Below are 23027 nucleotides of genomic sequence, written 5' to 3' on the forward strand. Positions count from 1 at the left end.
TTACAAAACCCCCACACCCCCCCCCCCCCGCGCTGCTCTTCATCTCCCCCCCCTGTGGTATGGCGGTGGGGGGGGGGGGCGCCGGGGGGGGGGGGCCCGGGGGGCGGGCGGCCCCGGCCCCCCCCCGTCGTCGTAGCGCGGCCGGGTCTACTCCCCGAGGAGCTTGCGCACCCTTTCCTGCCCCACGGCGAGCAGCAGGGTAGGCAGGCGTGGGCCGGTGTCACGGCCCACCAGCAGGTGGTAGAGCCGTGCGAAGAAGGTGCGCTGGGCGACCTTGATCTCGGGCGGGAGTTCCTTGGGAGTGGCGTCGGAGGGGAAGCCGGCCTGGACCTTGGGGACGCCGTAGACGAGGTGGGTCAGACCGTCGAGGGACCAGTTGGCGTCGAGTCCGTCGAGGAGCAGGCGCAGGGACTCGCGCCCCTGGTCGTCGAGGGACTTGAGGAGCTCCGTGTCGGGCTCGTCGCGGACGACGGTGCGCTCCTGCGCCGGGACCTGCGTGTTGATCCAGGTCTCGGCCTTGTCGAGCCGCGGCCGTACCTCGTCGAGCGAGGTGAGCGGGTTCTGCGGGTCGAGTTCGGTGAGGATCCGCAGGGTCTGGTCCTCGGCGCCGGCGGTGATGTCGGCGATGGAGGCGAGGGTGCGGTACGGCATCGGGCGGGGCGTCCGCGGAAGCTCGCCGGCCGCCGTACCCACCGCGCGCGTGTACGCGGCGGCGTCCGCCGGAAGCACGGCCCCCTCAGCGACCTTGCCCGCGAGCTTGTCCCACTCGTCGTAGAGGCGCTGGATCTCCTGGTCGAAGGCGATCTTGAAGGACTGGTTGGGGCGGCGGCGGGCGTAGAGCCAGCGCAGCAGCTGCGGTTCCATGATCTGGAGGGCGTCGGCCGGGGTGGGCACCCCGCCCTTGCTGCTGGACATCTTGGCCATGCCGCTGATGCCGACGAAGGCGTACATGGGCCCGATCGGCTGCTTGCCGCCGAAGATCCCGACGATCTGCCCGCCGACCTGGAAGCTGGAGCCGGGGGACGAATGATCAACCCCGCTCGGCTCGAAGACGACACCCTCGTAGGCCCAGCGCATGGGCCAGTCGACCTTCCAGACCAGCTTGCCGCGGTTGAACTCGTTCAGCAGGACGGTCTCGGAGAAACCGCAGGCCGAGCAGGTGTACGTCAGCTCGGTGCTGTCGTCGTCGTAGGCGGTGACGGTGGTGAAGTCCTTCTCGCACCGCCCGCAGTAGGGCTTGTACGGGAAGTACCCGGCGTCCGAGCTGCCGTCGTCCTCGGCGGCGGCGCCGGAGCCCTCCGCGGCCTCCAGCTCGGCCTCGTCGACGGGCTTCTGTCCCTGCTTCTTCGCCGGGCTCTTCTTGGTCCGGTACTGCTCGAGGATCGCGTCGATGTCACCGCGGTGCTTCATCGCGAAGAGAACCTGCTCGCGATAGGCACCCGAGGTGTACTGCTCGGTCTGGCTGATCCCGTCGTACTCCACGCCCAGCTCGGCCAGCGACGTGGTCATCGCGGCCTTGAAGTGCTCGGCCCAGTTGGGGTGTTCCGAGCCCTTGGGGGCCGGCACGGAGGTCAGCGGCTTGCCGATGTGCTGGGACCAGGACTCGTCGACGCCGGGGACGCCGGCCGGGACCTTGCGGTAGCGGTCGTAGTCGTCCCAGGAGATCAGGTGGCGTACGACGTGACCGCGCCGCCGGATCTCGTCGGCGACGAGGTGCGGCGTCATGACCTCCCGGAGGTTCCCGAGGTGGATCGGGCCGGAGGGCGAGAGCCCGGACGCGACGACGACCACCGGAGCGGTAGCGACTGATGTCACTGCACCAGGGGCCCGACGCTCCGACTCCTCGATGACCTCATCCGCGAAACGGGAGACCCAGTCGGTGGTCTCGGTGCTCTGAGCCACGATCGGCACGTCCTCTTTCTGGAGTTCCTTCGGGAGCAGCCGGCACGGTCACGCGGCTGACGGGCCCATTCTCCCAGCTCGGCGGCCATCCACGAAAACGCCTTTTCAGTGGGCAGTCCCTCCCACCCCAACCGAGCACCATCCAGGCCGTCCGGCGTTTGAGGACGAGCGCGTTCAGCGCGACAGCGGGGGTCTGGGGGCGCAGCCCCCAGGAACAAGGGACGGGTAGGGGCGGAGGGGGCGCATCACCCCACCCCCACCCCCACCCCCCACGGTGGGCACCCCCGCACCCCCCTCGCCCGAGTAATCCGCTTGTCCCCCCATGGGATACTGGCGAGGTCTATCTGATAAATCCTCGACGAGAACGGCACCCACTCCCATGGCCTCGGTCACGTCCCTCACCGCTTCCGTCCATCAGCGCCTCGCGGACGCCCTCTCGGCAGCCCTGCCGGAGGCCGGTTCCGCGGACCCGCTGCTGCGCCGAAGCGAGCGGGCGGACTTCCAGGCCAACGGGATCCTGGCGCTCGCGAAGAAGGCGAAGGCGAATCCGCGGGAGCTGGCGACGCAGGTCGTGGAGCGGATCACCACCGGTGACGTGATCAAGGACATCGAGGTCTCCGGACCCGGCTTCCTGAACATCACGATCACCGACAGGGCGATCACCGAGAACCTCGCGGAGCGGTACGCGGACGGCGACCGCCTCGGCGTCCCGTTCACGGAGCACCCGGGCACCACGGTGATCGACTACGCGCAGCCGAACGTGGCGAAGGAGATGCACGTAGGCCACCTGCGGTCCGCGGTGATCGGCGACGCGGTGGTGCAGATTCTGGAGTTCGTCGGCGAGACCGTCGTCCGCAGGCACCACATCGGCGACTGGGGCACCCAGTTCGGCATGCTCATCCAGTATCTGGACGAGCACCCGCACGAGCTGGACCACAAGGACGCCGAAGTCACCGGCGAAGAAGCCATGTCGAACCTCGACCGGCTCTACAAGACGGCGCGCAAGTTCTTCGACTCCGACGAGGAGTTCAAGACGCGGGCGCGGCGCCGGGTGGTGGATCTCCAGGCGGGCGAGCCCAAGACGCTCGCGGCCTGGCAGAAGTTCGTGGACGAGTCGAAGATCTACTTCTACTCGGTCTTCGACAAGCTGGACATGGAGATCCGCGACGCGGACGTGGTCGGCGAGTCCGGCTACAACGACATGCTGGACGAGACGTGCCGCCTCCTGGAGGAGTCGGGCGTGGCGGTCCGCTCGGACGGCGCGCTCTGTGTGTTCTTCGACGACGTCAAGGGCCCGGACGGCAACCCGACCCCGCTGATCGTGAAGAAGTCGGACGGCGGGTACGGCTACGCGGCGACGGACCTGTCCGCGATCAGGGACCGTGTCTTCAACCTGAAGGCCTCGGCGCTCGTGTATGTCGTGGACGCCCGGCAGTCCCTGCACTTCAAGATGGTCTTCGAGACCGCGCGCAGGGCAGGCTGGCTGAGCGACGACGTCAAGGCGCACCAGCTCGCCTTCGGCACGGTCCTCGGCAAGGACGGCAAGCCGTTCAAGACCCGTGAGGGCGAGACGATCCGGCTGGTCGACCTGCTGGACGAGGCGATCGACCGCGCCACGGCCGTCGTACGCGAGAAGGCCGAGAAGGTGGGCCTGAGCGAGCAGGAGATCGAGGAGAACGGCCGGTACGTCGGGATCGGCGCCGTGAAGTACGCGGACCTCTCCACCTCCGCCGTCCGGGACTACAAGTTCGACCTGGACCAGATGGTGTCGCTGAACGGCGACACGTCGGTGTACCTGCAGTACGCGTACGCCCGTATCCAGTCGATCCTGCGCAAGGCGGGCGAGGCGCGCCCGGTCGCGCACCCTGAGCTGGAACTGGTGCCGGCCGAGCGGGAGTTGGGTCTGCACCTGGACCGGTTCGGGGAGACGCTCGCCGAGGTGGCCGAGGGTTATGAGCCGCACAAGCTGGCGTCGTACCTCTACCAGCTCGCCTCGCTGCTGACCACGTTCTACGACAAGTGCCAGGTCCTGAGCGACGACAACGCGCCGGAGCTCGTCGAGAACCGCCTGTTCCTCGTGGACCTCACGGCCCGCACGCTCCACCAGGGCATGGCGCTTCTCGGGATCAGGACCCCCGAGCGGCTCTGACCCGCTCCGAGCGCCCAAGGGCGTTCGCCGGCGCGGCCCCCGGTTGTTCAGGTGCCGGGGGCCGCCCGGCTTTCCTCCAAGTCACCCGGGCCGCCAGGCCCGTTGTCAGTGGCTGCCCCTAAAGTCAGGGCCATGGCGACACTTCCCAACCCGCTGCCGACGCTGGTGGCCGACCCGAGCGGGCGCGCGCTCGGGCTTGAACTCCCGTCCGGGCGACTGATCGACGCGACAGACGAGGGCCCGTGGCACGAGCCGCTGCTCTGGCACGCCGAGGGTCCGGCGGCTCCCGGAGCCTGGTCGGCGCTGGAGCCCGCCCGGCGGACCTCCGGCCTGCTTCCCCTCCTCATAGACGTCGGCGGCGACCAAGGGGCGGTGGACGACTGGGAGTTGGCGCCGGACGAGGTGTCCTACCCCGGGGATCACGACGCCGAGGAGGTGCTGGCGGAGTTCTGGGAGGAGTACGCGGCGGACGCGCCCGCCCCGGACGAGGACTACCCGGGCAAGGAAGCCGTCGTCGAGGCCTTCGGCGAGCCCCACACATACGACGAGACGGTCGCGCCCTACGGCTCTCAGTGGCCGGGCCTCGCCCCCGCCACCGCGCCGGACGCCGACCCGGACGCACGTGCCGCCGAGATCGCCGACTCCCTCGCGGACAGCGGCTCATGGCTGAAGGACGCGCGCCTCGCCCTGGTCCCGGCCCGCCGCAGCGCGGACATCCCGGCGGCGATCGGCTGGTCGGGCCCCGCGAACTACGAGGGTGACGTGGCCCGCCTGTGCGCCGTGCTCCGCTCCTGGGAGGACCGCTTCGGCGTCCGCGTGGTCGCCCTCACCTTCGACCAACTCGTCCTGTCGGTGGCGGCCCCGCCCACCACCACGGCCGAGGCGGAGGCGATAGCCGCCGAACACTTCGCGTTCTGCCCGGACAACATCACCCAGGGCCACCACGAAACACTCCGGGCGTACGCCGCACACGAGGTCCTCGACCAGAAGGTGTGGTCGTTCTGGTGGGACTGACGCCTGCCGGCGCCCGCCACCACAACCCGTCGCTCCCCGCAGAAGGCATGTGGACCGACGAAAAGATCACTGTCACGTACTGGCGGTCGACCATGTCCGACGCCCTCGCCTGGTGACTCCGGGGCGCAGGAGAGTGGGGCTCACCGGCCGGCGGCCAGCCCCGCCCTCATTCGCCGCAACCCCTCCCCGATCTCCTCCGGCGTCTGCGTCACGAAGCACAGCCGCAGCGTCGAGAGGTCGGGCTCGGCCGCGTAGAACGGCGCGCCAGGGACGTACGCCACCTCCTGCCGCAGCACCGTCGGGAGCAGTTCCGTGGTGTCGTACGACTTCGGAAGCCGGGCCCAGAGGAACATGCCGCCCTCGGGCCGGTCCCAGACCGAGCCGGCGGGGAGGGCGTCCGCGAGTCCTGCGAGCATCGCGTCCCGGCGTTCGCGGTAGACCGCCGCGACCCGTGTGACGTGTCCGTCCAGGTCGCTGTCCGCCAGATAACGGGCCGCGGCGAGCTGGTTGACGGTCGGGGTGTGCAGGTCGGCGGCCTGTTTGGCCACGGCACAGACGCGGCGCAGGTCCGCCGGGGCGCGCAGCCAGCCGAGCCGCAAGCCGGGGGCCATGACCTTGGAGAGGGAGCCGAGCAGGACCGTACGGTCCTCCGCTCCCGGGTACGACGTGATCCACGGCACGCGCTCGCCCTCGAAGCGCAGCTCACCGTACGGGTCGTCCTCGATGATCCACAGCCCGTGCCGGCCGGCGACCGCGGCGACGGCGGCCCGCCGCTCGGCCGGCAGTGTGCGGCCGGTCGGGTTCTGGAAGGTGGGCACGGTATAGAGCAGCTTGGGACGTTCGCGCACCACCAGTTCTTCCAGCGCCTCGGGATCGACACCGTGCCGGTCCCCCGGCACAGCCACCACCCGTGCCCCCGCGAAGCCGAAGACCTGAAGTGCCGCCAGATAGCAGGGGTTCTCGACGAGAACCGTGTCCCCGGGTTCGAGCAGCGCGGTGGCGAGCAGGGAAAGGGCCTGCTGGGAGCCCGTGGTGACGAGCAGGTCGTCGGGGCCGGTGGCCAGACCGCGCGCCGAGGTACGTGCGGCGAGCGTGGCCCGCAGTCCAGGCTCACCCTCCGTCGTGGAGTACTGCAGCGCTTGCGCGGGCACTTCGGCGAGGACCGCCCGGTAGGCGGCGGAGATCCCCTCGACATCGAAGAGCTCCGGCGCCGGCAGCCCGCCCGCGAAGTTGATCAGTTCGGGCCGTGCGGTGACGGCGAGGATGTCCCGTACCGGAGAACCGCCGATCGACCGGGCCCGCGCGGCGAACGGCGGCACAGGGGCACGGGTGGGTGCGGGATCGGCGACGGTCACGGCTCGGCTCCTTGGGCTGCGCGGACGACTCGTTCCGCAGCCTAGGGATGTACGTGCCACCTACAAGCGGGTTTCCGGGATACGGACACGGTCACCGGGCCGGGACGGGTCGGGACGACGCCGATTTCCCAGGTGGGCTTGACAGTGCTCGTGCGCCTAGCGGTGTCGGCCGTCTTGGCCCATGGGCGCCGTTTCCCACTCGCACCACACCGCCTTACCGGGTTCCCGCTCCCCCACCCCCCACTTGTCACTGAGCGCGGCGACAAGTAGCAGCCCCCGCCCGCCCTCGTCCGCCACGTCCACGATCCGCGGCACACCGCCCCCGCTGTCGTGCACCTCGGCTCGCAGCACGCCCCCGCCGTACCGCAGCACCAACCGGAACCCCCGCCCCGGCGGCACCCCGTGCACCAACGCGTTGGTCGCCAGCTCACTCACGCACAGCAACACGTCGTCGCCGCGCCCGGCCCGGGCCAGTCCCCAGTCGGCCAGCGCCTCACAGGTGAACCGCCTGGCGGCGGGGACGGATCGCCGGTCGCGACGGTAGAACCGCTCGCGCTGATACGGGAGTTGGGTTGTCTCGTTCACGGGACGAATGTCGCGCAAAGTCACTACCGTGAATCAGTGAGTGAACCCGTACTCAGAATTTGTACGGGTTCGGACGGGTCGGTACGGGCGCCTGTGGGGGAGTTAGTCCGGCATGAACGCCAAGAAGCAGCCTCGGAAGAAGAACCTCTCCGCCATGCGGATGGTCGATGCGCAGATGCAGACCGCCCGCAAGGCGGCGGGCTACACACAGCGCGCCCTCGGTGAAGCGGTCCTCGCCGACGAGGAGTCGATCGCGTCGATCGAGCAGGGCAGAAGGCCACTGCTGCCGGACCTCGCCGAGACGCTGGACCAACTTCTCGACACGAAGGGGTTGTTGCTGGCAGGGGTCACGAACATGCCGGAGATCGACCAGTTCCCGCTGTTCGCGGAGCAGTACATGCTGCACGAACGCGAGGCCATCGCGCTGTCCTGGTTCGACAACGCGGTCCTACCCGGCCTGCTCCAGACCGAGGCCTACGCCCGCGCCGTCCTGCGCGAACGCATCCCGGCGTTCGACGAGGACGAGATCGAGACCAAGACGGCGGCCCGCGTGGACCGCCAGGAGATCCTGCAACGCAAGTGTCCGCCGACGATGAGCTTCATCGTGTGGGAGCCGGTGCTGCACCTCGGCGTCGGTGGCCCGAAAGCCCGCCGCGACCAGCTCCGCAACCTGCGCGAGCGCGCCGAACTCCCGGGCCTCGCCCTCCAGTTCCTGCCGACGAACACACCCTCGCACGCCGGTCTGAACGGCCCCTTCACCCTCCTGGAGACACCCGACCACCAGCACCTCGCCTACACCGAGAGCCAGCGCGGCAGCCAGTGGGTATCGGACCCCGACGAGGTGTCCATCCTGGCGCGCAAATATGCGATGCTGCGGTCACAGGCCCTGTCTCCCCAGGAGTCCAAGGGCCTGCTCGACCGTCTGCTAGGAGACAAATGAGCACCGTACTTGAGTGGTTCAAGTCGAGCTACAGCGGCAGCGAAGGCGGCGCGTGCCTCGAAGTCGCCTACACCTGGCGCAAGTCCAGCTACAGCGGCGACGAGGGCGGCCAGTGCGTAGAGGTCGCCGCCTGCCCCCACGCCATCCACATCCGCGACTCCAAGAACCCGGAGGACGGCCCCAGTTTCACCGCCTCACCGGAGGCCTGGTCGGCCTTCACTGGTCATGTCTCCCGCTGATATGCCTGTCGTCACAGCGGTTTAACGCAAAGGCAACTTCAAGATCGCTACGGCGGGCGTTCCTTGATCGTTGGAACCGTTGTGACGATCAACAGCGATACCCGTGCCACTCTCGGCAGCACCACCCGGCCCCCCACCACGGCCCTCGCCGACACACTCACAGAAGCCCTCTTCGAGGACGGCCCCGACGGCGTGCAAGTCCACGCGCACTGGCGCGAGGCCGTCTCCGCCGAACTGTTCCGCTACCGCCCCGAGGCCGACGTCGAGGAGAGGTGGCAGCTCGCGTACGGCCGGCTGCGCGCGCTCAACGACGAACTCCCGCTCCCCGCCGAACAGTTGGCGGACGACCCCCGCAGGCTGGCCGCGCTGCACGAGTGGGCCGCGGTGGTGGACGGCGCCACGGCGACGGTCGCCGGCATCCACTACAACCTGTTCCTCGGCAGCCTGCTCGACGACGACGTGTCCGCGCCGCGCGACCTGACCGACTTCGCGTCGCTGACCCGTACCGGCACCTTCCTGTGCACCGAGCGGGGGCACGGCAACGACGCGGCGGCACTGGAGACAGTGGCCCGTTACGACCGTGAGCGCGACGAGTTCGTGCTCCACACCCCGCACGAGGGCGCGGCGAAGTACATGCCCAACACCAGCCCGGCGGGCGGCCCGAAGACCGCGGTGGTCGCCGCCCGGCTGCTGATGGACGACCAGGACGAAGCGGCCGTCCGGGAGCGGGCGGGCATCCGGCGACAAGGGACCCTCCAAGACCAGGACCAGGACCCGGACCGGGACCGGGACCGGGACCAAGCCCCCGTCCAAACCCAACGAGCCCCCCGGGACCACGGCGTCTTCCTGTTCCTCACCCCGCTGACCGACCGCCTGGGCCCCTTGCCCGGTGTCACGGTCACCGGACTGCCGGAACGTATCGGCAGCCCGGTGGACCACTGCGTCACCAGCTTCGACCACGTACGCCTGCCCCGTACCGCACTGGTCCAGGGCGCCCACGGACAACTGCTGCCGGACGGCACCTTCACCAGCACCGTGGGGAGCCCGAGGAAACGATTCCTCCACGCCATCAGCCGCGTCACCGTCGGGAAGCTCTGCATGAGCGCGAGCGCACTGGGCGGCTGCCGGGCGGCACTGACGACCGCCGTCCGCTACGCGCACCTGCGGCGGATCTCCGGCCCGGTCGCCGGGCAGCGCGTGCCGCTGGCCGCACACCGCAGCCACCACGCCCGGCTGCTCGAACGCGTGGCGACCGCCTACGCCATGACTTTCCTGCACCGCACGGTCACGGACCGCTGGATCACCCACGCGCCGGAGGAACGCGCGGCGGCGGAACGGCTGGTGGCCGTGACCAAGGGCTGGATCACCTGGCAGACCCGGGACATCACCATCGAGAGCCGCGAACGCTGCGGCGCCCGCGCGCTGTTCCCGGTCAACGGACTGGCGGAGTACCCGGCGAACACCGAGGGCGCGATCACGGCCGAGGGCGACAACCTCGCCATCTGGTGCAAGGCCGGCGCCGAGATGATCTTCGGCCACGAACTCGCCGCCGAGCCCGCCGAAGCCACCGGTGAGGAGAGCCTGACGGACCCCGCCTTCCTGCGCCGGGCCGTCACCGCCGCCGAACGCCAATGGCACCAGGCCGCCCGCCGCGACCTCCGCCGCGGCGACGGAGGTGACGCGCTCGGCCGCTGGAACAACGCCTCCGCCGCCGCCCTGGACCTGGTGGAGACGTACGCGATCGGACAGGCAGCCGACGCCTTCCTCTCAGCCATCGCTCGGGTGACCGAACCGCCCGCACGCGCCGTACTGACGGACCTGTGCGCACTGTTCCTGCTGGGACATGTGAAACGGCTCAGCGGTCCGCTCCTGATCGAGCGGGCGCTCACCCCCGACCAGGTCCGCTCGGTCCCCCAGACCCTCCACGACCTGACCGCCCGGCTCGCCCCGCACCTGCTTGTGCTGGCCGAGGCCTTCGACGTCCCCGAGAAGCACCTGGCCTCCCTGCCGATGCTCACGGACATTCCGGCACCGCGTTCCTGAGGCACTAAGTCGTCGGCGGGCGCGGGCAGCACCTCGCTCGCCGTCGACGGATGCGGCGGGCCCCCGTCCAGCGTCAGCGCAGCTTCTGCGCGACCTCCGTCGCCCAGTACGTGAGGATGTTCCGCGCCCCGGCCCGCTTGATGCCGGTCAGCGCCTCCAGGATGGCCTTGTCCCGGTCGATCCAGCCCTTCTCGGCGGCGGCCTCGATCATCGAGTACTCGCCGGAGATCTGATAGGCGGCCACCGGCACGTCCACGGCGTCCGCGACCCGCGCGAGGATGTCCAGGTAGGGTCCCGCCGGCTTCACCATCACCATGTCGGCGCCCTCTTCGAGGTCGAGCGCCAGCTCCCGCAGGGCTTCCCGGGCGTTCGCCGGATCCTGCTGGTACGTCTTGCGGTCGCCCCTGAGCGAGGAGCCGACGGCCTCCCGGAAGGGGCCGTAGAAGGCGGAGGAGTACTTGACGGTGTAGGCGAGGATCGCGACGTCCTCCCGGCCGATCTGGTCGAGGGCGTCACGGACGACGCCGATCTGACCGTCCATCATCCCGCTGGGGCCTACGACATGGGCCCCCGCGTCGGCCTGCACCTGCGCCATCTCGGCGTACCGCTCGAGGGTGGCGTCGTTGTCGACCCGGCCCTCGGCGTCGAGCACCCCGCAGTGGCCGTGGTCGGTGGTCTCGTCCAGACACAGGTCGGACATGACGAGCAGTTCGTCACCGACCTCGGCGCGCACATCACGGAGCGCGACCTGGAGGATCCCGTCCGGATCGGTGCCCGGCGTGCCGACCGCGTCCTTCTTCGACTCCTCGGGCACCCCGAAGAGCATGATCCCGGAGATCCCGGCGGCCACCGCGTCCGCAGCCGCCTTCTTGAGGCTGTCCCGGGTGTGCTGCACGACGCCGGGCATCGCGGCGATCGGCACAGGCTCGCCGATGCCCTCGCGCACGAAGGCCGGGAGGATGAAGTCGGCGGGGTGCAGCCGGGTCTCGGCGACCATGCGCCGCATGGCCACAGTGGTCCGCAGACGCCGCGGCCGCGTACCGGGGAAGGATCCGTACGTCGTCATACACCTACGCTACGCCCGCCCCCGCACCCCCTTTGCCGACGCGACGTCGGCGCCGGCAGCCCCCACTCTCACCGCCCCCAGGAGCAGGGAGCACCCCAGCGAGCCGCCAGCCCGCCCGCCCCGCCAGCCCGCCAGCCCCCCGCATGCGACCCACCCAGCACGGGTCCATGCTGGGAAAGGAGCCCAAGAACAGGCCCCCCGAACAACACCTCACGACAACAACCGACCCCGACGAGGACCCCGACGGCCCCGCTCTCCCGCCGTGCGCCGACACAGACGCAGACACAGACGCAGACACACGCCGACGCCGACGCCCGAACAGAACCGCCGCAGTCCCTCCCCGCGCCGCCCGAACGCCCCGCCCCGCCCGGCCCGGCCCGCGCTCAAGGAGGACGCGATGACCGCCCCCGCTCCCCATCACCCCACCCCCGATCTCTTCGCCCTCTCCGACATCCGCGGCCCGGTGCTGCGCCCGGGCGACCCCGACTACGCCGACGAGGTCACCGGCTTCAACCTGGCCGCCCGCCACACCCCCGACCTGGTCGTCGGCGCGACCGGTACCGACGACGTCGTGGCCGCGCTGCGCTGGGCGGCCGCCACGGGCACCCCCGTCGCCGTACAGGCCACCGGCCACGGCGCCAACTTCCCCGTCGACAACGGCATGTTGATCAACACCGCCCGTATGACGGACGTACGCGTCGACGCGACCGAGCGCACCGCGACGGTCGCCGCAGGAGCGAAGTGGCGCCAGGTCATGGCGGCGGCCGCACCGCACGGACTCGCCGCCCTCAACGGCTCGTCCACGGACGTCGGTGTCGTCGGCTACACGCTGGGCGGAGGCCTTCCGGTACTCGGCCGGGAGTACGGCTACGCGGCCGACCACGTCCGCTCCTTCCAGGTCGTCACGCCCGACGGAACGCTCCACCAGACGGACGCCGACCACGAAGGCGAACTCTTCTGGGCCCTGCGCGGCGGCAAGGGCAACGTCGGCGTGGTGACGGAACTGGTCTGCGACCTGTTCCCGCTCTCCCGCGTCCTCGGCGGCGGAATCTACTGCCCCGGCGAACACGCCGAAGCCCTGCTGAACGCCTACGCGGCCTGGACCCCCACCCTGCCCCCGCAGATGTGCACGGCGTTCACGATCCTGCGCCTGCCCCCGCTCCCGGAGATCCCCGAACCCCTGCGCGGCGGCTTCTGGGCGCGGGTCGCGGCCATCTGGACCGGAGACCCGGCGGAGGGCGAACGCCTGCTGGCCCCGGTCCGCGAGGCGGCGCCGGTGGTGGTCGACACGGTGGCGGAGATGGACTACACAGCCGTGGACCAGGTCTACGCAGAGCCTCAGGAGCCGCTCCCCGTGAGGGAGTCGTGCACCCTGCTGCGCGACCTGACCCCTGACGCCGTACGGACCTTCCTGGACCAGGTCGGCCCGGCGGCCCCCGCCGACTACCCGCTCCTGCTCGTCGAGTTGCGTCACATGGGCGGCGAACTGGCCCGCCCCGCCGCCGTCGAGGACGCGGTCTGCGCCCGCGACGCGGGGTACCTGATGGAGACGGTCGGTGTGCTCGCGGGACCGGATGCCGCCGCGGCGGTCGAGACGGCCACGATCGCGCTGAACGCCGCGATGGCGCCGTACGGCACGGGCAGGACCATGGTCAACATCCATGGCGCCCCGGGCGACGAGACCGACCGCGCCCGCGCCTGGACCCCCGAGGTCCACACCCGCCTCCGCGCCGCCAAGGCCACCTACGACCCGGCCAACCTCCTGCGCTTCGGCCACACGGTGACGCCCGCAGCCGCATGAGCAGCCACGGGCGTCCCGGACGAAGCCAACTCCACCTACTACGTCGTACGCCGCCGCCGTGATCCCGGCCGCCGCTCGCTCGGCCGGGTGACGGGATCCCCCGCCTCCGCGGCCGCCGCGCGACGCCGCAGCCCGAAGTCCGCGAGCGCCTCGGCCAGTTTGAGGACGGACGGCTCGGGAGCCATCACATCGACCCTCAGGCCGTGCTCCTCGGCCGTCTTCGCGGTGGCGGGCCCGATACAGGCGATCACCGTCACGTTGTGCGGCTTGCCCGCGATCCCGACCAGGTTGCGCACGGTGGAGGACGACGTGAAGAGCACGGCGTCGAAACCGCCGCTCTTGATCGCCTCGCGCGTCTCGACCGGCGGCGGGGAGGCCCGCACGGTCCGGTAGGCCGTGACGTCGTCGACCTCCCAGCCCAGCTCGATGAGCCCCGCGACCAGCGTCTCGGTGGCGATGTCGGCCCGCGGCAGGAACACCCGGTCGATCGGGTCGAACACCGGGTCGTACGGCGGCCAGTCCTCCAGCAACCCGGCGGCGGACTGCTCCCCGCTCGGCACCAGGTCCGGCTTTACACCGAAGGCGACCAGCGCCTTGGCCGTCTGTTCGCCGACCGCCGCCACCTTGATACCGGCGAAGGCGCGCGCGTCGAGCCCGTACTCCTCGAACTTCTCCCGCACCGCCTTCACGGCGTTCACCGAGGTGAAGGCGATCCACTCGTAGCGGCCGGTGACAAGGCCCTTGACCGCACGCTCCATCTGCTGGGGCGTCCGCGGCGGCTCGACGGCGATCGTCGGCACCTCGTGCGGCACGGCCCCGTACGACCGCAACTGGTCGGAGAGCGAAACCGCCTGCTCCTTCGTGCGCGGCACGAGGACCTTCCAGCCGAACAGCGGCTTGGACTCGAACCACGACAACTGGTCGCGCTGGGCGGCGGCGGAACGCTCACCGACCACGGCTATCACCGGGCGGTGACCCTCCGGAGAAGGCAGCACCTTCGCCTGCTTCAGCGTCAGCGCGATGGTGCCGAGCGTGGCGGCCCAGGTCCGCTGACGGGTCGTCGTACCGGCGATCGTGACCGCCATCGGCGTATCGGGCTTGCGGCCCGCGGCCATCAGTTCGCCCGCCGCCGCACCGACCGAGTCGAGCGTCGAGGAGACGACGACCGTCCCGTCGGACGCGCCGACCTCGGTCCAGCACCGGTCGGAGGCCGTCCGCGCGTCGACGAACCGCACGTCCGCACCCTGGGCGTCCCGCAGCGGCACACCCGCGTAAGCGGGCACACCGAAGGCGGCCGCGATACCCGGTACGACCTCGAACGTAATACCCGCGGCCACGCAAGCGAGCATTTCCTCCGCGGCGTACGTATCCAGTCCGGGGTCCCCGGACACCGCACGCACGACCCGCTTGCCGCCCCGTGCGGCCGTCATGACAAGATTGGCAGCGTCCCTCAACAGGGGGTCACCAACGGTTGTTGACGAACCGTCAACAACCGTCAGCTGAGGCGTGCCCGTACCCGCGTACGCACTCACGGACGAAGGCGCGCCCACGGGCGACGCATGGGTACCTGTACCAGTTTCGGTATCCGTATTCAGTACGGCGACGTTCGGTCTGGCGTGCGCGCGGACGACGTCGAGCACCTCGTGCTCGGCGACGAGAACATCCGCGTTCGCCAGCGCCTCTACGGCGCGCAGTGTCAGTAGTCCCGGATCCCCGGGTCCGGCACCAAGGAAGGTGACGTGCCCGTGTTCCGGACCGGCGGGAAGGTTGGTGGGGCTCACTGTGCTCGCTCCCCCATCAGACCGGCCGCGCCCTTGGCAAGCATCTCGGCAGCGAGTTCACGGCCGAGCGCCATTGCTTGGTCGTACGTCTCGGGCACGGGACCGGTGGTGGACAACTGCACCAGCGTCGAGCCGTCGGTCGTGCCGACGACGCCGCGCAGGCGCATTTCCTTGACAATCTGCCCGTCGGCCAACAGGTCGGCGAACGCACCCACAGGTGCGCTGCAGCCGGCCTCCAGGGCGGCGAGCAGGGACCGTTCGGCGGTCACGGCGGCCCGGCTGAGCGGGTCGTCGAGTGCGCCGAGCGCTGCGACGAGGTCCGCGTTGTCCGCGGCACACTCGATCGCCAGTGCCCCCTGGCCGGGGGCGGGCAAAACAGTGTCGACGGACAGGAAGTCCGTCACGTCCTCGATCCGGCCGAGGCGACTGAGTCCGGCGGCGGCGAGCACGACAGCGTCCAGCTCGCCCTTGCGCACATATCCGATCCGGGTGTCGACGTTCCCCCGGATCGCGACCGTCTCGATCGTCATCCCGTGACTACGGGCGTACGCGTTCAACTGGGCCATCCGGCGCGGCGAACCGGTGCCGATCCGCGCCCCGTCCCCCAGCTCCGCGAAGGTGCGCCCGTCGCGGGCGACGAGCACGTCACGCGGGTCCTCGCGGAGCGGTACGGCGGCCAGCGCCAGGTTGTCGGGCTGCGCGGTCGGCAGATCCTTGAGGGAGTGCACGGCGAAATCGACGTCCTTGGCGAGGAGCGCGTCGCGCAGCGCCGTCACGAAAACACCCGTGCCGCCGATCTGCGCGAGGCTCTCGCGGGAGGTGTCGCCGTACGTCGTGATCTCCACGAGCTCGACCGGCCGGCCGGTCGCCCGGCGCACGGCCTCCGCCACCTGCCCGGACTGGGCCAGGGCGAGTTTGCTCCGCCTGGTCCCCAGCCTCAAAGCCCCTTTTTCATCTGCTCGCCCCAGGGGCGCTCCAGCCGGTGTCGGGAGCACGGTCGGGCTATCGACACCGGCGCGCCCCTTCGGCTCACGTGGCTCATTCATGCTCGCCCTCGGTTCTCGGCGTTCTCTGTGTACTGGGCGTTTTCGCTACTGCCGGCACTGTCCTCGGCGTCCTCGGCCCGCGAAACGGAGGCGACCGTCTCGGGATCCAGGTCGAACAGGGTCCGCAGCGCGTCCGCGTACCCGGCGCCGCCGGGTTCGGCGGCCAGCTGCTTGACCCGTACGGTCGGCGCGTGCAGCAGCTTGTCCACCACGCGCCGCACGGTCTGGGTGATCTCCCCGCGCTGCTTCTCGTCGAGGCCGGGCAACCGCCCGTCCAGCCGCGCGATCTCACCCGCGACGACATCGGCGGCCATGGTCCGCAGCGCCACGACGGTGGGAGTGATGTGCGCGGCCCGCAGGGCGGCACCGAAAGCGGCCACCTCTTCGGAGACGATCCGTTTCACCTGGTCCACATCGGCGGCCATCGGAGCGTCGGCGGACGCGTCGGCGAGGGACTCGATGTCGACGAGCCGCACCCCGAGCAGCCGGTGCACGGCCGCGTCGATGTCACGGGGCATCGCGAGGTCGAGGAGCGCCAGTACGGGAGCGGGCCGGGGGATCTCGGCGACGGGCTCGGGCCTGCGGCGCTCCGGCACCCGGCCGACGGTGGCGGCCGCCGCGGCCAGTGCGGCGATGGCGTCGGCTTCGCCCTCCGGGTCGAACAGGGCGGCGAACCCGGCGGCACTGTCCTGCGCGACACCGGAGCCGGTGACCACCGTGCGCTGCGCCCGGCCCGCCACGTCGCCCTTGTCCACCCAGGCCGCGTGCTGTTCCAGCTCGGCCGCGCCCATCCCGGCCACGGCAGCCTCACCCAGCACGGAGAACCCGGCCGTGGTCTGCACGGCCGACAGGTCGAGCGGGCAGCCTTCGTCGGTCCCGACACTCGTGGGCGGAAGGGCATCCCGCACGGCGCCCGCTACGGACGTACGACCGGAGTCGCCCGCCAGCGGACTGCGTGGGCCGGCACCCGCACCGGGGAGCACGGCCTCCGCCGTACGACCCTCGATCGCGGCGGCGACGGACTCGGCCGACAGGACGAGCCCCGTCGCCCCCGTACACGAAACGGCGACATCGGCGTGCGCCAGCTCGAACGGCACCGAGTTGATCGGTACCGCGCGGGCCAGCACGTCCGTTTCGTCGTTGTCCGTCAGTATCTGGGCGAGGCGCTCGGCGCGGCCCAGCGTGCGGTTGGCGACGACGACCTCGGCGACCCCGGCACGCGCCAGCGTCGCGGCCGCCAATGAGGACATCGAGCCGGCCCCGAGGACCAGCGCCCGCTTGCCCCTGAGCCAGGCGTCGACCGGAGCGCCGGACGCCAGCTGCTCCAGGCCGAAGGTGACCAGGGACTGGCCGGCGCGGTCGATGCCGGTCTCGGAGTGGGCGCGCTTGCCGACCCGCAGGGCCTGCTGGAAGAGGTCGTTCAGCAGCCGGCCCGCGGTCTGCAGTCCCTGCCCGGTGGCAAGGGCGTCCTTGATCTGGCCGAGGATCTGGCCCTCGCCCACGACCATCGAATCGAGGCCGCAGGCCACCGAGAACAGATGGTGGACGGCCCGGTCCTCGTAGTGCACGTACAAGTAAGGAGTGAGCTCGTCCAGGCCGACGCCGCTGTGCTGGGCGAGGAGGGTGGACAGCTCGGCGACACCCGCGTGGAACTTGTCCACGTCGGCGTACAGCTCGATCCGGTTGCAGGTCGCGAGCACCGCGGCCTCGGTGGCCGGCTCGGCGGCCAGAGTGTCCTGCAACAGCTTGACCTGCGCGTCAGCGGACAGCGCGGCCCGCTCCAGGACGCTGACCGGAGCGCTGCGATGACTCAGCCCCACGACGAGGAGACTCATGCCGGCATCACGGCGGGGACATCCCCGTCGGGCCCTTTGCCGGAGTTCTCCGGAGTGGCCGGGCGCAGGGCGGCGGCCTGCGCCTCGGCCTCCTCGCCGGCCTTGCGCTGCTCGTGGAAGGCGAGGATCTGCAGCTCGATGGAGAGATCGACCTTGCGCACGTCGACACCGTCCGGGACGGCCAGAACGGTCGGCGCAAAGTTGAGGATGGAGGTGACACCTGCGGCGACGAGCCGGTCGCAGACCGCCTGGGCGACGCCCGGCGGGGTGGTGATGACCCCGATGGAGACGCCGTTCTCGTCGATGATCTTCTCCAGGCCGTCGCTGTGCTGGACAGCGATCCCGGCGACCTGCTTGCCCGACATCTCGGGATCGGCGTCGATCAGCGCGGCGACCCGGAACCCACGGGAGGCGAATCCACCGTAGTTGGCCAGCGCGGCGCCGAGGTTACCGATACCGACGATCACGACCGGCCAGTCCTGGGTGAGGCCCAGCTCGCGGGAGATCTGGTACACGAGGTACTCGACGTCGTACCCCACACCACGCGTCCCGTAGGAGCCGAGATAGGAGAAGTCTTTACGCAGCTTCGCGGAGTTGACCCCGGCGGCGGCCGCGAGCTCCTCGGAGGAGACCGTGGGTACCGAGCGCTCCGACAGTGCGGTGAGGGCTCGGAGGTACAGCGGAAGCCGGGCGACGGTGGCCTCGGGAATCCCTCGGCTGCGGGTCGCCGGTCGGTGAGTTCGGCCAGTTGCCACGGTGCTCCTGCGGGTAGCGCGGGGCTGCAGGCGGTCACACGTACCTAGACCGCCCCGTCGAATGCAGGCTATGTCTTTGTGAACGCGTGCACAAAGATGGTGTCCGATTTGCCCGGCCAACGTGACCGGGGTCACGCACGCCTGGCGCACAGGTATGAAACCGGCGCGCACGCAGTTTCGTTCCTTGCCTGAAGGGGGCAAAACCGCACACTCTCCTCGACGCATCCCGCCCCCGAGACCATTCGCCATCGATCCTAGGCGACTTTCCGGACCAGTTGGACTGCCCGGTCAGGCCAGGTTCGCGACACGATGTGCCTCACACAACTATGTGAGGGCTTTGCGAAGGCGCTCCTCGTTCACCCGCCAGAACGTGTGCTGGGCGCCGTCGACCAGCACAACCGGGATCTGCTCCCAGTACTCGCGGTACAACTCCGCGTCCGTACTGATGTCCTTCTGTTCCCAGGTCACCCCGAGCTCACCGCAGACCCTCGCGACCACTTCCTGTGCGTCATCACACAGATGGCACCCGGGCTTCCTGATCAGAGTGACCACCCGCCCTTCCCCCGAAGTGCCGGTCGCCACCTTCTCCGCCTCCGCCGCCGTACGACGCCCACCGCGCCGGAACATGGAACTCATACGGTCATTCTCCCGCGCCGACACACCGACCGGATCGATTCTTTAACGGCTCGGTCGCGGAGAGTTCACAGCCTCGAATCCTCGCGACTCCGGAACCCCCGAACAAACTGGCTATGCTCACGACATGGCCGCTCTCGGATGGCTCACCCCCCGTAGGCGCTCCGCCACGGCGCGGAGCGTTTTGGCAGGCGAGGCCTCAGCTGAGGCAGCGCGCAAAACCTCCCAGGAGCTGGAGGAACTCGCGCAAGCCGCGCCTGGCGTCCCCGCCGGCGAACCTGAGTTCCCGGTGCTCGGCGACGACAAGGCAGCCGCCTTCTTCGACCTCGACAACACCGTGATGCAGGGCGCCGCGATCTTCCACTTCGGCCGCGGGCTGCACAAGCGGAAGTTCTTCGAGACACGCGACCTGGCCCGGTTCGCCTGGCAGCAGGCGTGGTTCAGGCTGGCCGGCGTCGAGGACCCGGAGCACATGCAGGAGGCCCGCGACTCGGCACTGTCGATCGTCAAGGGCCACCGCGTCGCCGAGCTGATGTCCATCGGCGAGGAGATCTACGACGAGTACATGGCCGAGCGGATCTGGCCGGGCACCCGCGCGCTGGCCGAGGCGCACCTGGACGCCGGCCAGAAGGTGTGGCTGGTCACAGCGGCCCCCGTCGAGATCGCGACGGTGATCGCCCGTCGTCTCGGCCTGACCGGCGCCCTGGGCACCGTCGCCGAGTCGGTGAACGGCGTCTACACCGGCAAGCTGGTCGGCGAGCCGCTGCACGGCCCCGCGAAGGCGGAGGCGGTACGCGCCCTGGCCGCCGCGGAGGGCCTGGACCTTTCCCGTTGCGCCGCCTACAGCGACTCCCACAACGACATCCCCATGCTCTCCCTGGTCGGGCACCCCCACGCCATCAACCCAGACACCAAGCTCCGCAAGCACGCCCGCAAACTGGAATGGCGTCTGCGCGACTACCGCACAGGTCGCAAGGCCGCCAAGGTCGGCATCCCGGCCGCAGCAGGAGTGGGCGCAGTAGCAGGCGGCACAGCAGCAGCAATCGCCCTGCACCGCCGCCGCCGCTGATCACTGCCGAGGACGAGACCCACCACCGGCAGCCGCTGGAACAAGGGACGGGCGGGGCGAGGGGCGAGAACCCACGCCCGCGCCTACGCCCACGCGCTTCCGGATGCTCATGACACACCCGAAATCCGGCAATCCCACACTCCTACCCCCACAGCGCCCCCGCCAGTCCCGTTAACCGCGGTCGACCACAACACGCCCCGCACTCAAACGGAACACGGACCGAAATGATCAACAAACGGTCACTGTCCGGCACTTGAATCGGCGTCAACAAGCAACAGAAGCGACGCAAGCGGTGATTTGCGCAACTCGGTGTAGCGCTGCCTGTACGAAGCGTTATTCTCCTCAGACGCAAACCGGCACCCCGATATAGCTACGACGGGTGAACGGTTCCGCACTGAACGTGATGGAAGCTCTGCCTCTGGGAGTCCCGTGTACTCACACGTCGGGGTTGACGCCTCGGGCCTGGCTACGCTGCGCGCAACGGTTCTGGACCGCTTGCGCGGCTTCGTCCCCACCGCGTACGCCGTCCCCGCCTTCGCCGGCCCCGCGCCCGTCGGCCCTTGTTACGCCCTGGCCGACGGAAGCGCGGCGGTCGGCAGACGGGGCCGCTCGAGCTCGGCCACCACCACCGCACGCCGCCCGGCCGCAGACAGCGACAGCGCCCGGATGATGGAACTCGTAGAGCGCGCCCAAGCGGGCGAGGCCGATGCGTTCGGCCGTCTCTACGACAAGTACAGCGACACCGTGTACCGCTACATCTACTACCGCGTCGGCGGAAAGGCGACCGCGGAAGACCTCACCAGCGAGACGTTCCTGCGCGCCCTGCGCCGCATCGGAACCTTCACCTGGCAGGGCCGCGACTTCGGCGCCTGGCTGGTGACCATCGCCCGCAACCTGGTCGCCGACCACTTCAAGTCCAGCCGTTTCCGGCTGGAAGTGACCACCGGCGAGATGCTCGACGCGAACGAGGTCGAGCGGAGCCCCGAGGACTCCGTCCTGGAGTCCTTGTCGAACGCGGCACTGCTGGACGCCGTACGACGGCTCAATCCCCAGCAGCAGGAGTGCGTCACCCTGCGCTTCCTCCAGGGGCTCTCGGTCGCCGAGACAGCCCGCGTGATGGGGAAGAACGAGGGCGCGATCAAGACCCTCCAGTACCGAGCGGTCCGTACGCTGGCCCGGCTCCTTCCGGACGACGCTCGCTGAGCCCCGTACACCCGTACAAACGCCATAGTGATCCCACACGCTCAGCGACGCTCAACTCACCTTCCGTAAATGTCTGTTGACTTTGCGGTCCGATCATCCGTCGTCCGTAACCCAAGTGCCGCGACGCTCGTTGTGCGGGATACAGGCTCCCTGTGGTCACTCCCCGGCCACCACCGATCACTCGATCGTGTGGATGTGGTCAGGGAGTGCAACCCTCAGGACCCCCTGGGGAGTCGACCGTCATGATGAGAGGAGGTGCCGCCAGTGATCGCGAACGTATCGGCACACCGGCGGGCGAACGCCTTCGCCCTGGCCCTGGAGGAGCAGTCCGACCAGGGCACGGCGGCCGAGCAGCCCGATGGATCGGCACCGTCCCCGGCTGCTGCGGAACAGACCGATCAGGGCCTGCTGTTGGCCCTGGCCACCGGTCTCGGCGAGCTGCCCAAACCGCAGCTCGACCCCGAGGTCAAAGTCGTGCAGCGAGCCCAGCTCGTCGCCGCGATGGAGGCCATGCTGCTGGAGGGCACGGCCGCGGGAGGCCAGGGCCCGGGCTCTTCGGTGCCCGAGCAACGGTCCCGGGGCCGGGGCGCACACCGGGCGACCGCGCTGGGGAAGTTGCGGCCGCGTTCCCGGCTGTCGAAGGGGCTCGCCGCGGGCGGGCTCACCGTAGGTGTGGCTGCGGGAGCTTTCAGCGGCGTGGCCGCCGCAAGCTCCGACGCCTTGCCCGGTGACTCGCTCTACGGGCTGAAGCGCGGCATGGAGGACGTCAAGCTGGGCCTGGCCCATGGGGAGAGTGACCGGGGAGAGCTCTATCTCGACCAGGCCTCGACCCGGCTCAGCGAGGCCCGCCGACTGATGGAGCGCGGCCGCTCCGGGCAGCTCGACCACGAGTCCCTGGGCGAGATCCGCCGCGCCCTGTCGGGCATGCAGCACGATGCGGCCGAGGGCCACCGACTGCTGCACGAGGCGTATGAGCGGGACGGCTCACTGGGCCCCATCCAGGCCCTGTCCGCCTTCTCGCAGTCCCACCGCGAGGTCTGGGGTGCACTGCGCGACCGGCTGCCCGTGCAGCTCGGCGACGTCAGTGACCAGGTCTCGTCGGTGTTCGACGCCATAGACGAAGAGGTCGACCCGCTGCGCTCGCTGCTTCCACAGCCGCCCGCGCCGGAAGGCACCGGTCGCCACCGGGGCTCCGCCTCCGACTCCACCGCCTCCTCCGGTACGGACCGGCCGGCACCCAGCGCCACCAGCGGCACCGGTTCGTCCAGCAGCAGTCAGAGCAGCGGCAAACCCAAGCCGTCCACTTCGGGCAGCCAGGACGACGGCCTCCTCGGCGGCAACACGGGCGGCCTCCTGGAACCGCCCACGGACACCACCGGAACCGCCACCCCGTCCACGGGCAAGACCACCCCGTCCACCGGCGAACCGGACGTCACCCTGCCCCCGCTCCTCCCGGGCCTGCTCCCGGGCCTGGGCATCGACAGCGAGGACGTCGGCTAGAAGAGTGTGGGGGGGGGGGGGGGGGGGGGGGGGGGGGGGGGGGGGGGGGGGGGGGGGGGGGGGGGGCCCCCGCGCCCCCCCCCCCCCCCCCAACACGACGAACACACACAG

19 protein-coding genes are annotated in these 23027 nt (G+C 70.4%); 10 read left to right on the forward strand and 9 right to left on the reverse strand.

The window, feature by feature from the left end:
- Nucleotides 1-147: 147 nt before the first annotated feature.
- Nucleotides 148-1911 (reverse strand): lysine--tRNA ligase, encoded by a 1764-nt coding sequence (lysS, locus tag ACFYPC_RS36550; protein ID WP_391891652.1) that lies wholly within the window; start codon nt 1909-1911, stop codon nt 148-150.
- A gap of 370 nt (nt 1912-2281) precedes the next feature.
- On the opposite strand from lysS, the gene argS reads away from it, so the two are divergent.
- The 3 genes from argS to ACFYPC_RS36565 all read left to right on the forward strand — a co-directional run bounded on the left by argS (nt 2282) and on the right by ACFYPC_RS36565 (nt 5181).
- Nucleotides 2282-4051, forward strand: a complete 1770-nt coding sequence (argS, locus tag ACFYPC_RS36555) for an arginine--tRNA ligase (RefSeq protein ID WP_391891653.1) — start codon at nt 2282-2284, stop codon at nt 4049-4051.
- A gap of 132 nt (nt 4052-4183) precedes the next feature.
- On the forward strand, nt 4184-5065 hold the full coding sequence (locus ACFYPC_RS36560) for a DUF4253 domain-containing protein (protein WP_391891654.1): 882 nt from the start codon (nt 4184-4186) through the stop codon (nt 5063-5065).
- The gene (locus ACFYPC_RS36565) at nt 5056-5181 is read left to right on the forward strand and encodes a hypothetical protein (RefSeq protein ID WP_391891655.1); all 126 of its coding nucleotides are present in this window, start codon (nt 5056-5058) and stop codon (nt 5179-5181) included. The genes ACFYPC_RS36560 and ACFYPC_RS36565 overlap by 10 nt, the downstream gene beginning before the upstream one ends.
- Nucleotides 5182-5205: 24 nt before the next feature.
- Here ACFYPC_RS36565 and ACFYPC_RS36570 read toward each other — a convergent pair whose 3' ends face one another.
- Entirely contained in the window at nt 5206-6420 is a 1215-nt protein-coding gene (locus ACFYPC_RS36570; RefSeq protein ID WP_391891656.1) for a PLP-dependent aminotransferase family protein, read from the reverse strand.
- Nucleotides 6421-6576: 156 nt separating this feature from the next.
- Nucleotides 6577-7005: an ATP-binding protein gene (locus tag ACFYPC_RS36575; RefSeq protein WP_391891657.1), complete on the reverse strand. Its 429-nt coding sequence runs from the start codon at nt 7003-7005 to the stop codon at nt 6577-6579.
- Between the two features lie 112 nt (nt 7006-7117).
- On the opposite strand from ACFYPC_RS36575, the gene ACFYPC_RS36580 reads away from it, so the two are divergent.
- The 3 genes from ACFYPC_RS36580 to ACFYPC_RS36590 all read left to right on the forward strand — a co-directional run bounded on the left by ACFYPC_RS36580 (nt 7118) and on the right by ACFYPC_RS36590 (nt 10227).
- Entirely contained in the window at nt 7118-7945 is an 828-nt protein-coding gene (locus ACFYPC_RS36580; RefSeq protein WP_391891658.1) for a Scr1 family TA system antitoxin-like transcriptional regulator, read from the forward strand.
- Nucleotides 7942-8184 (forward strand): DUF397 domain-containing protein, encoded by a 243-nt coding sequence (locus ACFYPC_RS36585; protein ID WP_391891659.1) that lies wholly within the window; start codon nt 7942-7944, stop codon nt 8182-8184. Before ACFYPC_RS36580 ends, ACFYPC_RS36585 begins: the two co-directional genes overlap by 4 nt.
- 81 nt (nt 8185-8265) lie before the next feature.
- Nucleotides 8266-10227 (forward strand): acyl-CoA dehydrogenase, encoded by a 1962-nt coding sequence (locus ACFYPC_RS36590; protein WP_391891660.1) that lies wholly within the window; start codon nt 8266-8268, stop codon nt 10225-10227.
- A 73-nt stretch (nt 10228-10300) separates the two neighbouring features.
- Here the strand turns inward: ACFYPC_RS36590 and hemB are convergent, their stop codons facing one another.
- A complete protein-coding gene (gene hemB, locus ACFYPC_RS36595; protein WP_391891661.1) occupies nt 10301-11293 on the reverse strand; it encodes a porphobilinogen synthase in 993 nt (330 codons plus the stop codon).
- A gap of 397 nt (nt 11294-11690) precedes the next feature.
- On the opposite strand from hemB, the gene ACFYPC_RS36600 reads away from it, so the two are divergent.
- Nucleotides 11691-13094: an FAD-binding oxidoreductase gene (locus tag ACFYPC_RS36600; RefSeq protein WP_391891662.1), complete on the forward strand. Its 1404-nt coding sequence runs from the start codon at nt 11691-11693 to the stop codon at nt 13092-13094.
- A gap of 38 nt (nt 13095-13132) precedes the next feature.
- Here ACFYPC_RS36600 and ACFYPC_RS36605 read toward each other — a convergent pair whose 3' ends face one another.
- The 5 genes from ACFYPC_RS36605 to ACFYPC_RS36625 all read right to left on the reverse strand — a co-directional run bounded on the left by ACFYPC_RS36605 (nt 13133) and on the right by ACFYPC_RS36625 (nt 19147).
- Nucleotides 13133-14875, reverse strand: a complete 1743-nt coding sequence (locus ACFYPC_RS36605; protein WP_391891663.1) for a uroporphyrinogen-III synthase — start codon at nt 14873-14875, stop codon at nt 13133-13135.
- On the reverse strand, nt 14872-15843 hold the full coding sequence (hemC, locus tag ACFYPC_RS36610; protein ID WP_391891673.1) for a hydroxymethylbilane synthase: 972 nt from the start codon (nt 15841-15843) through the stop codon (nt 14872-14874). The genes ACFYPC_RS36605 and hemC overlap by 4 nt, the downstream gene beginning before the upstream one ends.
- A gap of 74 nt (nt 15844-15917) precedes the next feature.
- Entirely contained in the window at nt 15918-17756 is a 1839-nt protein-coding gene (locus tag ACFYPC_RS36615) for a glutamyl-tRNA reductase (RefSeq protein WP_391891664.1), read from the reverse strand.
- Nucleotides 17753-18511, reverse strand: a complete 759-nt coding sequence (locus ACFYPC_RS36620; RefSeq protein ID WP_391891665.1) for a redox-sensing transcriptional repressor Rex — start codon at nt 18509-18511, stop codon at nt 17753-17755. Before ACFYPC_RS36620 ends, ACFYPC_RS36615 begins: the two co-directional genes overlap by 4 nt.
- 324 nt (nt 18512-18835) lie before the next feature.
- Nucleotides 18836-19147 carry a glutaredoxin family protein gene (locus ACFYPC_RS36625; RefSeq protein ID WP_391891666.1) on the reverse strand — a complete coding sequence of 104 codons (312 nt, stop codon included), beginning with the start codon at nt 19145-19147 and terminating at the stop codon, nt 18836-18838.
- A 124-nt stretch (nt 19148-19271) separates the two neighbouring features.
- Here ACFYPC_RS36625 and ACFYPC_RS36630 point away from each other — a divergent pair, with 124 nt between their 5' ends.
- From ACFYPC_RS36630 to ACFYPC_RS36640, 3 genes are all read left to right on the forward strand, one after another.
- Nucleotides 19272-20213, forward strand: a complete 942-nt coding sequence (locus tag ACFYPC_RS36630; protein ID WP_391891667.1) for an HAD family hydrolase — start codon at nt 19272-19274, stop codon at nt 20211-20213.
- 429 nt (nt 20214-20642) lie between these two features.
- Nucleotides 20643-21416, forward strand: coding sequence for an ECF subfamily RNA polymerase sigma factor, BldN family (locus ACFYPC_RS36635; RefSeq protein WP_391891668.1), 774 nt, complete (start codon nt 20643-20645; stop codon nt 21414-21416).
- 264 nt (nt 21417-21680) lie between these two features.
- A complete protein-coding gene (locus ACFYPC_RS36640) occupies nt 21681-22916 on the forward strand; it encodes a DUF5667 domain-containing protein (protein WP_391891669.1) in 1236 nt (411 codons plus the stop codon).
- Nucleotides 22917-23027 lie beyond the last annotated feature (111 nt).

It is taken from the genome of Streptomyces sp. NPDC005808, from assembly GCF_042871385.1.
In the GTDB taxonomy this organism is placed as follows: Bacteria; Actinomycetota; Actinomycetes; order Streptomycetales; family Streptomycetaceae; genus Streptomyces.